Source organism: Roseburia sp. AF20-18LB, from assembly GCF_003461185.1.
GTDB classification, from domain to species: Bacteria; Bacillota; Clostridia; order Lachnospirales; family Lachnospiraceae; genus Roseburia_C; species Roseburia_C amylophila.
This window is the reverse complement of sequence record NZ_QTWP01000003.1, coordinates 66,681-80,650: the sequence shown is the minus strand read 5'-3', so window position 1 is coordinate 80,650 and position 13,970 is coordinate 66,681. Positions and strand designations below refer to the sequence as shown.

The following is a 13,970-nucleotide window of genomic DNA, read 5'->3' as shown; positions in this document are numbered from 1 at the left end:
AGATGAAAGCATGGAAACATTTTTGCACAATTAATCATCACAAGATGTTGGTCATGAAAGGCTGTTTTAAAGTAGGACTTTACCGCCAGGGTTTATTGCATGATTTGTCGAAATATTCACCAACGGAATTTTTAGTGGGCTGTAAGTATTTTCAGGGAAATATGAGTCCCAACAATGCCGAACGTGAGGATAAGGGGTATTCCGCAGCCTGGCTGCACCATAAGGGCAGAAACAAGCATCATATGGAATACTGGATTGATTACGGACCGGATAAATGCACCGGAATTACTGGAATGAAGATGCCGACAAAATATGTTGTTGAGATGTTTATTGACCGGGTGGCAGCAAGCAGGAATTACCAGAGAGAAAAATATACCGACGAAAGTCCTCTGGCTTATTACGAACATGGAAAGCAGTATCATATTATTCATGAGGAATCAAGAGAACTTTTAGAGTGCCTTCTTCATATGCTGGCAGAATGCGGCGAAGAAGAGACTTATGCATATATTCGATATGAAGTATTGAAAAATAAAAGAAAGAAGGATAAATAAATGTTAGATGGAAAGAAGATTTTATATAGTGGAATGCAGGCAACAGGAACCCTTACCCTTGGAAATTATTTGGGAGCATTGAAAAACTGGGTAAATCTTACAGATGAATATGAATGTATCTATGGTGTTATGGATTTACATTCCCTTACCTTAAGACAGGTGCCGGCAGAGTTCCGTAAAAATGCCCGTTCTCTTTATGCATTATATGTAGCGGCAGGATTAGATCCGGAGAAAAACTGTATTTATTATCAGTCCCATGTATCCGGACATGCAGAATTAAGCTGGATATTAGGCTGCTTTACTTATATGGGAGAGTTAAACCGTATGACACAGTTTAAGGACAAGGCTGCAAAGCATGCAGATAATATCAATGCAGGTCTTTATACCTATCCGGTATTAATGGCGGCTGATATTTTATTGTATCAGGCAGATGTGGTTCCGGTTGGAGTAGACCAGAAGCAGCATCTTGAGATTACCAGAAACATTGCACAGCGTTTTAATGCTATTTACGGAGATGTATTTACAATTCCGGAGGCATATATCGGAAAAGCAGGTGCAAAGATTATGAGTCTGCAGGAGCCGGAGAAAAAGATGTCAAAGTCCGATGAGAATCCGAATGCAACTATCCGCCTTTTAGATGATAAAGATACCATTATCCGCAAATTTAAACGTGCAGTAACCGACTCCGGCAGTGAAATTGTATATCGTGAAGATAAACCGGGCATTAGTAATCTGATTGATATTTATGGTTGTGTAACCGGTAAGACAAGAGAAGAAACCGAAAAAGAATTTGACGGAAAAGGCTACGGTGATTTCAAACTGGCAGTAGGAGAAGCAGTTGCTGCAGAGTTAGAGCCATTGCAGAAACGTTATGGGGAACTGATGGCAGACAAGACCTATCTTGACAGTATGATTAAAAAGAATGACGAAAAAGCAGCTTATTATTCTAATAAGACCTTGCGTAAGGTGCAGAAGAAAGTCGGACTTACCGAAAGAATCCGTTAATCCGAAAATAGATTGTCCAGATTTGGAACATGAAATTCAGGGAACAGCATTTGCATATCGGCAGGAAGTGGAGCCGTAAAGCAGAGCTGTTCCTTTGTGATTGGATGTTCGAATTTTAACTGGCAGGCATGAAGAGCCTGCCTTTTTAACATGGAAAAATCCGGATAATAAAGAAAATCTCCGATTAAAGGGTAGCCGAGGTAGCTCATATGGACACGGATCTGGTGGGTTCTGCCGGTGTCAAGCCGCAAAGCAATAAGGGAGAGTGCATCCGGTGAAAGAGGCTCCCCTGAAAAAGTATTTTTTGAAAAAATTTCTTTCACAGCTAGTCTGCGGTAATGGGTGCAGGCGTATTCACCTTGCCCAAAATCTACCTGACGCTCTAATACAGAACCTTCCTTTCTGCCGATTGGCGCAGTAATGGTACCGGATTCCGGGGTAATACCACGGACAATGGCAAGATAGGTGCGGTGGATTTTCCGTTCGTTCATCTGTCTGCCTAAGATACCGCCGCTGAGACTGTTCTTTGCAAGGATTGTGATACCGGTAGTATCCTTATCCAGCCGGTTGATGCAGCGGAAAGGACCGGCTTCGTTTTTGCTGCCCAGATAATAAAAGACAGCATTGGCGAGGGTATGTTCGTAATGTGTCATGGATGGGTGGACAGGCATGTGTGCCGGTTTATTGATAACAAGAATATCTTCGTCTTCATAGAGGATGGAAAGGGGAATGTTTTCCGGTGCAGGATAGTTTTCCGGCATAGATTCTTCTAAAATAATCTTTAATTTATCAGAAACCTTCAGCCGGTCACTGCTGTGCCCGGTATCACCGTTTCGGAAAAGAACATTTTCGGTGCGGAAAAGATGTGCCCGGAGCCCTTTCGGGTATCCTTTTTCCGTAAGAAATTCTCTTATCGTATAGTTTTTGTATTCATTTGTTATGGTATAGTCTAATATTCGCTTCATAAGGATAATTATAAAGGAAAAAGACACAGAAGAAAAGGATAGAGATAAAAAAAGAGGAAAGGCACGAAGAATCTGGCAGACGCATAGAATATAATAAATCGCTTTTTAAGGGTGCTGTATTGAAAACATTTTTATCTCCATTGACTATACAGGAAGAGAAGCAATATTTAAAACAGCTTGGGGAAGGCAGCCTTGAAGCAAAACATATTCTGATAGAACATAATATGCGTCTGGTAGCGCATGTGGTAAAAAAATATCAGAATGTGGAAGAGGATATGGAAGATCTGATATCGATTGGAACCATTGGATTGATTAAAGCAATCGATACCTTCCGGGTAGAAAAAGGAAATAAGCTGGCAACTTATGCAGCGAGATGCATTGAAAATGAACTTCTGATGTATCTGCGCAGTAAGCGTAAAATTGCCAGGGAAGTGTCTCTTTATGAGCCAATCGGAACAGATAAAGAGGGAAACCAGATACATTTACTGGATATTGTAGAGCATAACGAACCGGATGTGGTGGAGCAGATGGAGTATGACAGAAATGTGAAGACATTATATGAAATACTGCCCCAGGTACTAAACAGGCGGGAACAGATTATCATAAACCTGCGCTATGGTTTGAAAACGGACTGTCCGGTGACACAAAAGGAGATTGCAAAAAATTTAAATATCTCGAGATCCTATGTTTCACGAATTGAAAAAAGGGCATTGGAGAAGCTGAAAGCTTATTTTGAAAAAGGTTACAATTATTAAATTTTTATAATGTGTTAAATTGGTATTTGAAAAGGATGGATTTCATGATATGATGAGTCCATCTTTTTTATCGAAATAAATGATGAATAGCCCATCTTGGGGCTGCTCATGTAAATTGCAGAGTTCTTCTGCAGAAAAATCCCGGACAAACAAAATGAACAGAGAAAATGAAATAATTACAAAAAACAGAATAATTGCAAAACAGAAAGGTGAAATTTAATGTACAGTATTGTATCAACGGCAATCGTGCGTGGCATTGAGAGCATTCCTATCCGCGTGGAAGCAGATGTGACGGATGGTATGCCAGTGTTTGAAATGGTAGGATTTTTATCGGCAGAAGTGCGGGAGGCAAGAGAGCGGGTGCGGACAGCCCTTAAAAATTGTGGATACCGTCTCCCACCAAAACGGATTACGATTAATCTCTCACCGGCATATGTAAGAAAATCCGGTTCGTCCTTTGATTTGCCGGTAGCAGTGGCAGTGCTTGCTGCAATGGGGATTATTCCGAAAGACAGGCTGGAACAGCTTCTGATTGTAGGAGAAGTAGGACTGGATGGAAGAATAAAACCGATTCATGGAGTATTGCCCATTGTGACAAAGGCTGCACAGGAGCGGATGGACGCCTGTATGGTGCCGGTGGAAAATGCCAAAGAAGCTGCATTGGTAAAAGGAATCCGTCTGTTTGGTGTAAACACACTGGAAGAAGTGATAAAAGGCTTTAATGATGAAATAAAATTCTGGGAGCCTGAGAAAGAAGAAATCGGGCATGAGAAAAAGGTTAAGAGAAAAGAAGTACCGGATTTTTCAGAAATTAATGGACAACAGTTTGTGAAAAGAGCCTGTGAGATTGCGGTAAGCGGCAGACATAATCTCCTGATGATTGGACCACCAGGCGCAGGAAAGACAATGATTGCAAGGAGAATTCCGGGTATTTTACCGGAGATGACAGAAGAGGAGGCCCTGGAGGTAACAAAAATATACAGTGTAAGGGGACTTCTGACGGAAAGTGAAGCATGGATGGCGGAACGTCCTTTCCGTAATCCACATCATACCATAACACCACAGGGACTGGCAGGTGGTGGAATGGTTCCGGGACCGGGAGAAATCAGTCTCGCCCACCATGGTGTACTCTTTTTAGATGAGCTGGCGGAGTTCCGGCGGGAAACCTTGGAAATTTTAAGACAGCCTATGGAAGAACACTGTGTAAAGCTTGCAAGGCTTGCCGGAAATTATGAATTTCCGTCGGATTTTATGCTGGTGGCTGCCATGAATCCCTGCCGGTGTGGATATTATCCGGATTTGAACCGCTGTCATTGCACGAAAGGAATGGTGGAACAGTATTTAAAGAAAATCAGTCAGCCTTTATTGGACAGAATTGATATCTGTGTAGAGACAAAGCGTGTGGAATATCAGGATTTAATTAAAGAAAATCCGCATCAGGAGACTTCGGCAGAAATTAGAAAAAGGGTGGTTGCAGCTATGGAGCGGCAGCAGCAAAGGTTTACCGGAACTAACATTCGCTATAACAGTAGAATTCCGGCGGCATTACTGACAAAATATTGCAGATTATCGACAAAACAAAAACAGTATATGGAAAGCATTTATCAGAAGCTGGAATTGACAGCCAGATCTTATCATAGGATTTTGCGGGTGGCGAGAACCATTGCAGATATGGACGGTTCAGATGAAATCCTAACCAGACATTTAAGTGAGGCGGTCTGTTATCGGAATGTAGATAAGAAATTCTGGGAGGGATAAATGGAATGAAATATAAATACTGGCTGGCGTGTATGGCACAGATGGCAGAAAACATTGGAACCGGAAAAGTGGAAAAACTGTTTCGTTTTGCCGGAAGTGCAGGAGTCTTATATGACATGTCAGAAAAGGAATTCATGCAGATTCCGGGCATTACCGAAGCAGATGTGAAGTCTGTTCTTACCTATAAAAAAGCATGGAACTTAGAAGAAGCATGGGAGAATTTAAAAAGAAGCGGACTGTATCTTGTAACAAGAGAGGATGAAAACTATCCGAAACGTCTTTTATATATCAATAAGCCACCTTATGGAATTTTTTATAGGGGCAGTCTGCCACCGGAAGATAAGAAAAGTATTGCTATTGTGGGAGCAAGAAGATGCAGTGAATACGGTCGTTACTATGCAAAACATCTGGCGGAACTGGCAGTAAAAGCAGGCTGCATTATAATCAGTGGACTGGCTGCAGGAATTGATGGAGCAGCCCACAGTGGTGCCATGGCGGCAGAGGGAGAAACTTATGCTGTTATGGGATGCGGGGCAGATTACTGTTATCCCAGACAGAATCAGAGTCTTTATCAGACTATGACACAAAAAGGCGGAATTCTATCTGAATATATGCCACAGACAAAACCTTTGGGAAAGTTGTTCCCGCAACGGAACCGGTTAATCAGCGGGCTTTCAGATGTGGTAGTTGTAATAGAAGCAAAGGAGCGGAGCGGTTCATTGATTACGGCAGACTTTGCCTTAGAGCAGGGAAAAGATATTTATGCACTTCCGGGGCGTGTTGGAGATGTGTTAAGTGGAGGCTGTAACCGCCTGATACGGCAGGGGGCGGGCATCATTGTGTCTCCGGAGGAATGGCTTAAGGATCTTGAAATTGACCTTGCCAATATAGTAGTTCCCAATGCTTTTTCAAAAAAGGTACTTGAAAAAGATGAAGGGGTGGTGTATAGTGTTCTCGATTTGCAACCGAAAAGTGCCCAGCAGATTTTGGAAGAAACAAAGCTTCCGGTAGACCGGATGTGTGAGATACTGCTGATACTGGAAAATGCAGGTTTTATCAGGGAAGTATATAAGAATTATTATATAAAAATATATGAATAACCGCATAAAGAGAACAAAATAAAGGAGCAGGGTTATGGCTAAATATCTTGTTATTGTTGAGTCACCGGCAAAAGTTAAAACAATTAAAAAATTTCTTGGGAAAAATTATGAAGTGGATGCATCCAATGGACATGTGCGTGATTTACCGAAGAGTACCTTAGGATTTGATGCAGAGCATGGATTTGAACCAAAGTATATTACCATCAGGGGAAAAGGTGATGTACTTGCAAAATTAAGAAAAGAAGTAAAAAAAGCAGATGTCATTTATCTTGCAACAGACCCTGACCGTGAGGGAGAAGCAATTTCCTGGCATTTATATCAGGCACTGAATCTGGCAAATTCTGATAAAAAGGTTTACCGGATCAGTTTCAATGAGATTACCAAGAATGCAGTAAAAACTTCTTTAAAAAAACCGAGAGACATCGATATGGATTTAGTGAATGCCCAGCAGGCGCGCCGCATGTTAGACCGTATGGTGGGTTACCGGATCAGCCCGTTATTATGGGCAAAGGTAAAAAGAGGCTTAAGTGCAGGACGTGTACAGTCTGTGGCATTGCGTTTGATCTGCGATCGTGAAAGTGAAATCAATGCATTTATACCGGAAGAATACTGGACCTTAGATGCAAGCCTGAAAGTAAAAGGTGAGAAGAAACCACTAACTGCAAAGTTTTACGGAACAGAAAAAGAAAAAATGAATATCACCTCAAGAGAACAGGCAGATGCTATTATGGCAGAGCTTGAAAAAGAAAAATTCGCCGTAACAGATGTGAAAAAAGGGGAACGTAATAAAAAGGCTCCACAGCCGTTTATCACCAGTACCTTACAGCAGGAAGCATCCAAGGTATTGAATTTCTCCACACAGAAAACCATGCGCTTAGCACAGCAGTTATATGAAGGTGTGGATGTAAAGGGAATCGGAACGGTTGGTCTGATTACTTACCTGAGAACAGATTCTGTCCGTATTTCAGAAGAAGCAGATGCTATGGCACGCAGCTTTATCGCAGTGCAGTATGGCGAGAATTATGTTTCTTCCCATGTACAGGAAAAGAAGAGCAGTAACAAGATTCAGGATGCTCATGAAGCAATCCGTCCGTCTGATATTACAAGAACACCGGTAATGGTAAAGGAATCTTTATCCAGAGACCAGTTCCGCCTGTACCAGTTAATATGGAACCGTTTTACCGCAAGCCGTATGAGTGATGCAAAATATGAGACAACATCCGTAAAAATCGGTGCTGGAAAATACTGTTTTACCGTAGCAGCATCCAAGCTTGTATTTGAAGGATTTATGTCTGTATACACCAATGAAGATGAAGAAAAGGGCACACAGAATGTAATGCTTAAGTCCATTGATAAGGATACAGAATTAAGTTTTGATGCATGGGATGAAAAACAGCATTTTACACAGCCGCCTGCTCATTATACCGAGGCATCTTTGGTAAAGGCATTGGAGGAACGTGGAATTGGAAGACCAAGTACCTATTCTCCGACCATAACCACCATTCTTGCCAGAAGATATGTGATTAAGGAAAATAAAAACCTTTATGTTACCGAGCTTGGTGAAGCAGTAAATTCCATTATGACAGAAGCATTTTCCAGTATCGTGGACGAACATTTTACCGCTAATATGGAGTCGCTGCTGGATAGCGTGGAAGAAGGAACCGTAAACTGGAAGACTGTAGTAAGCAATTTCTATCCGGATTTGGATGCGGCAGTAAAGCAGGCAGAAAAAGATCTGGAAAAAGTGCAGATAGCGGATGAAGTGACCGATGTAATTTGTGAAGAGTGCGGCAGAAATATGGTAATCAAATACGGTCCGCATGGTAAATTCTTGGCGTGTCCTGGATTCCCGGAGTGCCGTAATACCAAACCGTATTTTGAGAAGATTGGTGTTGCCTGCCCGAAATGCGGCAAAGATATTGTACTACGTAAAACCAAGAAAGGCAGAAGATATTACGGATGTGAGAATAATCCGGAATGTGATTTCATGTCATGGGCAAAGCCGTCATCTGAGAAATGTCCGAAGTGCGGAAGTTATATGGTAGAAAAGGGCAATAAGCTTGCCTGTGCCAATGAGCAGTGTGGCTTTTCAGAGGAAAAACCAAAAAAGGATGAAAAGAATTAAAAGTACAATTCAAATCCTTGAATTATCAGAATAAACATGATAAAATATTAAACAGTCTAGTTATTCTGAATATAACGTGGAGGATATAAGTATGAGCGTTCAGCTGTTGGATAAAACAAGAAAAATAAATAAGCTTTTGCACAATAATAATTCGTCAAAGGTTGTGTTCAATGATATCTGTGAGGTTTTGACAGAGATATTGGATTCCAATATCCTTGTTATCAGTAAAAAAGGAAAGGTACTCGGAAGCAGCCAGTGCCGTGGAATTGATGAGATTCATGAACTGATTGTTGATGAAGTAGGCGGGTTTATTGATTCTATGCTGAATGAAAGACTGCTTGGAATTCTTTCCACAAAGGAAAACGTCAATCTGGAAACATTAGGATTTGAATCAGATATTAAGAAATATTCTGCAATTATTACACCGATTGATATTGCTGGTGAGCGGTTAGGAACATTGTTTGTATATCGTTATGATAACCAGTATGACATTGATGATATTATTCTCAGTGAATATGGAACAACAGTTGTCGGACTGGAAATGATGCGTTCTGTGAATGAGGAAAATGCGGAAGAGACCAGAAAAGTACAGATTGTGCGTTCAGCAATCAGCACACTTTCTTTTTCAGAGTTAGAGGCAATTACTCATATTTTTGATGAGTTAAACGGAACAGAAGGTATTCTTGTAGCCAGCAAGATTGCAGATCGTGTAGGAATTACACGTTCCGTTATTGTAAATGCATTGCGTAAGTTCGAAAGTGCAGGAGTCATCGAATCCCGTTCTTCCGGAATGAAGGGAACTTATATCAAAGTTGTAAATGATGTGGTGTTTGATGAACTTGCCAGAATACGAAAGGCAGATTAACCATAGAAATATAAACAAACAGGATATAAAGAAGAGCACACGGATGGTGCATCGGATAAAGGGATTTATAGTGGGAAAAAGCTGTAAATCCCTTTTATATTGTGTGGCCAATTGGAAAAAAACACTAGATAATGTAAAAATAAGAAAAAAATACTTGTGTTTTTTACAAGATTATTTATAATAAAATATGATGCGATAACAATATGGATAACTATGGAGGTGCAGTATGATAAGTTCAAATGCGTTTGACTATATGAATGTGCTGAATAAGGCCGCAAGTGCGAGCTGGGAAAGAGAACAGTTAATATCAAATAATATTGCAAATGCTGATACACCTGGATATAAACGCCGGGATTTGGATTTTGAAAGTACATTGGAATCCGAACTGGGCAAAAGCAAATATGTTTCACTGGATGACAAGGTGGCAAATATCCATATGGACCATCTGAATGCAAAGACATATATCGACAATGCCTCTTATTCTTACCGTCTGGACGGCAACAATGTTGACCCGGAGCAGGAGAATGTAGAGCTTGCCTCAGAAACAATCCGTTATCTGGGATTGACCAACAGTATCAGTCAGGAAATATCACGGTATAAAACCGTTATTAAATAAAATTGTGTGGGAGGAATAAAGAATGGCATTATTTCAGTCGTTTGATATCAGTGCGTCCGGTATGACGGCGCAGCGTTTTCGTATGGATACCATTTCTGAGAACGTAGCAAATGTAAATACAACCAGTACAGAGAATGGAACACCATACCGCAGAAAAATTGTAACTTTTTCGGAAAAAGGTGTAACTCCGTTCAGCAAAGTGCTTTCTGATTCCCGGGAAGGCTATGTGGGAAACGGAGTAAAGGTTTCTTCAGTGACAGAAGATTACTCTACTGATTTTACTATGGAATATGACCCATCCAATCCAGATGCGGATGAAAATGGTTATGTGTCATATCCGAATGTGAATATAGTAACAGAAATGACGAATCTTATTGATGCCAGCAGAGCATATGAGGCGAACGTAACAGCTTTTGATGCAAGCAAACAGATTGCACAGGCAGGATTACAGATTGGTAAATTATAAAAGATATTTGGAAAGGTGAGATAAACGATGAATGTTAATGTATTAACAGGAGTTTCGTCAGATGTTTTTAATACACAGAATGCAGCTGCAACACAGCAGTCAAACAGTGCGGAAAGCTTTGATAATATTCTTGCAACGGCAATGAACATGGTGAAGGAAACAAATAATTATCAGAACAATGCAGAGGAAGAGGAAATTAAATTTGCATTGGGAGAATCAACCAATACCCATGAATTGCTTGTGGCGCAGGAAAAGGCAAACATTGCATTATCCTATACAGTTGCAGTAAGGGATAAAGTAATAGATGCTTATAAAGAAATTATGAACATGCAGATTTAGTATAGGTAGGATGAGTAGATTATGCCAGACAGATTGAAAGCAATATTAGAAAAAATAAAAGAGTGGTGGCTGAAGTTTACAACAAAGCAGAAGACGCTTCTTATCAGTATTACGGCTGTAGTAATTCTTGCATTGGTGATACTGGCTGTCGTGATGACGAAACCTACGATGGTTCAGCTGATAACCTGTGAGGATGCAACGCAGGCATCGTCTGTAAAAGACCTTTTGGATGGAAACAGCATAGATTATGAGGTTTCTTCTGATGGAATGACTTTTTCGGTAAATGCAAAGAATCAGGCAGATGCAAATATTTTGCTTGGTTCAAACAGTATTCCGACCAACGGATTTACCATTGATGATGCATTAAGCGGCAGTATCAGCACAACGGAAGCTGATAAGAGTAAACGGTATCAGGTTTTTTTGGAAGATAAATTTGCAAAAGAACTGGAAAATATGGATTTGATTAAGTCGGCAGATGTTAACTTAAATATTCCGGAAGATGATGGAACCTTAGTTACAAGAAATCAGGAGTCCTATGCCAGCGTTAAGCTGGAACTGAACGGAGAGATGTCCGAAGACCAGGCGGCATCTTTAGCAAGATATATAGCAACTGAGATTGGCAATTCTTCCACGGATAATATTACGATTATTGACTCTAATTCCAACCTTTTATTTGCGGGTGGAGAAGAGAGTACAGCAATCGGAACTGCCAGCACACAGCTCAGTTATCAGACAAAGAAAGAAACACAGGTGAAGAAGGCTGTTACAGATGTGATTAAGGGAACAGACCTTTATGATACGATTGATGTAGGATTAAATTTAAAGCTGAATTTTGATCAGGTTACGACTAATGAGACAAATTATTCTGCGCAGGGAGACAGGGATGAAGGACTGATTACCCATGAGGACCGTTATCAGTCAGACTCAACCGGTGGTACGTCGGGAACACCGGGAACAGACTCTAATGGAGATGGAACAACTTATGTACTTCCGGATGGAAGCACATCAGAAAGCTCTATTACAGATGATTCCATTGACCGTGCACTGGATGAAAAGAACACCCAGACCATTGGCTCTGTAGGAGATATAGAATATGACCAGTCATCCATATCTGTAACGGTAGCCCGTTATGTGACTTATAATGAGGATACCTTAAAAGCAGATGGTACTCTGGACAATATGACCTTTGATGAATTTGTAACACAGAATAACAACCGGGTAAAGGGAACGGTAGATCAGGATCTTTATACTATGGTATCCAATGCAACCGGTATCCCGGCATCTAATATTTCGATTGTCAGCTATGATATTCCGATGTTTGAATATTCTAAGGGCAGCGGCAGGGGCTTTCAGGATTACCTGCAGATTATTCTTGCGGTTCTGATTTTTGCACTGTTAGGATATGTGGTATTCCGCAGTACCAGAAAAGAAAAAGAAACTGAAATTGAACCGGAGCTTTCTGTAGAATCGTTGCTTGAGACAACCAAGCAGGCAGAACAGGAAGATTTGGAAGATATTGGTTACAATGAGAAGTCAGAGATTCGTGTCCTGATTGAAAAATTCGTAGATGAAAATCCGGAGGCTGTTGCGTCGTTGCTTCGTAACTGGCTGAATGAGGAGTGGGAATAAATGGGAACAGAAGAATATAATGGCATTCAGAAAGCGGCGATATTGCTGATAGCATTAGGACCGGAGAAGTCGGCCAGTATTTTCAAACATTTAAAAGAAGATGAAATAGAAGAACTGACACTGGAGATTGCAAATACCAGAAGTGTGTCACCACAGACCAAAGAAAGCGTATTAAACGAATTCTATCAGGTATGCCTTGCACAGCAGTATATTGCAGAAGGCGGTATTGGCTATGCCAAAGAGCTCCTGGATAAGGCATTAGGCAGCGACAAGGCACAGGAGGTTATTACAAAACTGACAGCATCCCTTCAGGTTCGTCCGTTCGAATTTGTACGAAAGACAGATCCGAGTCAGGTGTTGAACTTTATTCAGGACGAGCATCCACAGACCATAGCCATGATTTTGTCATATCTGTCACCAGCACAGTCTGCAATGATTTTAGGAGCCCTGACACCGGAGAAACAGGCAGATGTTGCAAAACGTATTGCCAAGATGGACAGGACTTCACCAGATGTAATCAAAGAGGTAGAGCGTGTGTTAGAGAGAAAACTTTCTTCCCTGATCAATCAGGATTACACAATTGTGGGTGGTGTAGATGCTATCGTTGGTATCTTGAATACGGTAGACCGTGGAACAGAGAAACATATTATGGAATCCTTAGAAATCGAAGAGCCGGAACTTGCAGACGAAATCCGCAAGAAGATGTTTGTGTTCGAAGACATCCTGTTGCTGGACGACCGTGCAATCCAGCGTGTGCTGCGTGATGTGGACAACAATGACCTTGCTGTTGCACTGAAGGGTGCCAACGAAGAGGTTCAGAATGTTATCTTTAAGAACCTGTCCAAACGTCTTGCTGCCATGATTCGTGAAGATATGGAATTCATGGGTCCGGTAAGAATGAAGGATGTAGAAGAAGCACAGCAGAAGATTGTTGGTATTATTCGTAAACTGGAAGACTCCGCAGAAATTGTAATTTCCCGTGGCGGAGGTGATGAGATTATTGTCTAATTTATATAAACAGCGTTTTATCACGAATGAATCTGAGAGCCGCGTGATTAATTCCAATACGCTGGCGTATCGTATTTTAGAAGAACAGTCCCGGGCTCTTGCAAAGACAAGAGAACCGGAACAGCCACAGGCAGAGTCAGGTGGATTTGTAGAAGGAATTGCTGCACCACAGGTGGAAACAATTGATTATGAAGCAGAGGCAAAGGAAAAAGCAGAAGAAATTTTAGCACAGGCAAATGCCGAAGCAGACGAAATCCGAAAAGCAGCCCGGGAGGAAGCAGACGAAATTCGTAAGCAGGCACAGGAACAGGGACAGGCAGAAGGTTTGGAACAGGGAATGCAGGAAGGTGCTGCGGTTTATGATGCAAAGTTAGAGAGCATTGGAAAAAGGGAACAGCAGCTGCAGGATTCTTATCTGGAACAGATGCGGGAACTGGAACCGAAGCTTGTACATACAATTACAGATGTGGTTTCCCATGTTTTCCATGTGCAGTTCCATGATAAGGATGAGATTGTACTTTATCTTGTAAAACGGGCAATGGAATCCATTGACGGACCGAAAGAATTTACAATCAAAGCAGGTCCGAAACAGGCAGCATATCTGGAAGAACATAAACAGGAGCTGTTAGAATGCGTGGGACAGAATGCAACTTTGGATTTAGTTACCATTCATTCCATGACTGAAGGAGAATGTATCATAGAGACAGATACAGGAGTGTTTGAGTGTGGAATGGATGTACAGCTGGATAATCTGATTCGTGATATACAGTCATTGTGTATGTGAGGAA

14 protein-coding genes are annotated in these 13,970 nt (G+C 41.2%); 13 read left to right on the top strand and 1 reads right to left on the bottom strand.

Going from position 1 to position 13,970, the window contains the following annotated elements:
* Positions 1 to 2 precede the first annotated feature (2 nt).
* A complete protein-coding gene (locus DWX65_RS07510; RefSeq protein WP_022243326.1) occupies positions 3 to 551 on the top strand; it encodes a DUF5662 family protein in 549 nt (182 codons plus the stop codon).
* Positions 552 to 1,556 (top strand): tryptophan--tRNA ligase, encoded by a 1,005-nt coding sequence (gene trpS / locus DWX65_RS07505; protein WP_118173177.1) that lies wholly within the window; start codon positions 552 to 554, stop codon positions 1,554 to 1,556.
* Here the strand turns inward: trpS and DWX65_RS07500 are convergent.
* On the bottom strand, positions 1,553 to 2,521 hold the full coding sequence (locus tag DWX65_RS07500; RefSeq protein WP_118057409.1) for an RluA family pseudouridine synthase: 969 nt from the start codon (positions 2,519 to 2,521) through the stop codon (positions 1,553 to 1,555). The genes trpS and DWX65_RS07500 overlap by 4 nt on opposite strands.
* Positions 2,522 to 2,640: 119 nt before the next feature.
* Here DWX65_RS07500 and sigK point away from each other — a divergent pair, with 119 nt between their 5' ends.
* The 11 genes from sigK (at position 2,641) to DWX65_RS07445 (ending at position 13,966) form a co-directional block, all read left to right on the top strand.
* A complete protein-coding gene (gene sigK, locus DWX65_RS07495) occupies positions 2,641 to 3,276 on the top strand; it encodes an RNA polymerase sporulation sigma factor SigK (protein WP_118057408.1) in 636 nt (211 codons plus the stop codon).
* Between the two features lie 219 nt (positions 3,277 to 3,495).
* The gene (locus DWX65_RS07490) at positions 3,496 to 5,034 is read left to right on the top strand and encodes a YifB family Mg chelatase-like AAA ATPase (RefSeq protein WP_118173176.1); all 1,539 of its coding nucleotides are present in this window, start codon (positions 3,496 to 3,498) and stop codon (positions 5,032 to 5,034) included.
* 5 nt (positions 5,035 to 5,039) lie between these two features.
* Positions 5,040 to 6,134: a DNA-processing protein DprA gene (gene dprA, locus DWX65_RS07485; protein ID WP_118173175.1), complete on the top strand. Its 1,095-nt coding sequence runs from the start codon at positions 5,040 to 5,042 to the stop codon at positions 6,132 to 6,134.
* A 34-nt stretch (positions 6,135 to 6,168) separates the two neighbouring features.
* Complete coding sequence (topA, locus tag DWX65_RS07480; protein ID WP_118173174.1) at positions 6,169 to 8,259, top strand: type I DNA topoisomerase; 2,091 nt, start codon at positions 6,169 to 6,171, stop codon at positions 8,257 to 8,259.
* A gap of 91 nt (positions 8,260 to 8,350) precedes the next feature.
* Positions 8,351 to 9,124: a GTP-sensing pleiotropic transcriptional regulator CodY gene (gene codY / locus DWX65_RS07475; protein ID WP_022243319.1), complete on the top strand. Its 774-nt coding sequence runs from the start codon at positions 8,351 to 8,353 to the stop codon at positions 9,122 to 9,124.
* A gap of 226 nt (positions 9,125 to 9,350) precedes the next feature.
* Entirely contained in the window at positions 9,351 to 9,740 is a 390-nt protein-coding gene (gene flgB, locus DWX65_RS07470; RefSeq protein WP_117698276.1) for a flagellar basal body rod protein FlgB, read from the top strand.
* Between the two features lie 22 nt (positions 9,741 to 9,762).
* Positions 9,763 to 10,206, top strand: coding sequence for a flagellar basal body rod protein FlgC (gene flgC, locus DWX65_RS07465; RefSeq protein WP_117698275.1), 444 nt, complete (start codon positions 9,763 to 9,765; stop codon positions 10,204 to 10,206).
* A 27-nt stretch (positions 10,207 to 10,233) separates the two neighbouring features.
* Positions 10,234 to 10,545, top strand: a complete 312-nt coding sequence (fliE, locus tag DWX65_RS07460; RefSeq protein ID WP_022243316.1) for a flagellar hook-basal body complex protein FliE — start codon at positions 10,234 to 10,236, stop codon at positions 10,543 to 10,545.
* A 21-nt stretch (positions 10,546 to 10,566) separates the two neighbouring features.
* On the top strand, positions 10,567 to 12,174 hold the full coding sequence (locus DWX65_RS07455; RefSeq protein ID WP_117947050.1) for a flagellar M-ring protein FliF C-terminal domain-containing protein: 1,608 nt from the start codon (positions 10,567 to 10,569) through the stop codon (positions 12,172 to 12,174).
* Positions 12,175 to 13,182, top strand: a complete 1,008-nt coding sequence (gene fliG, locus DWX65_RS07450) for a flagellar motor switch protein FliG (RefSeq protein WP_022243314.1) — start codon at positions 12,175 to 12,177, stop codon at positions 13,180 to 13,182.
* The gene (locus DWX65_RS07445) at positions 13,175 to 13,966 is read left to right on the top strand and encodes a FliH/SctL family protein (protein ID WP_158552072.1); all 792 of its coding nucleotides are present in this window, start codon (positions 13,175 to 13,177) and stop codon (positions 13,964 to 13,966) included. Before fliG ends, DWX65_RS07445 begins: the two co-directional genes overlap by 8 nt.
* Positions 13,967 to 13,970 lie beyond the last annotated feature (4 nt).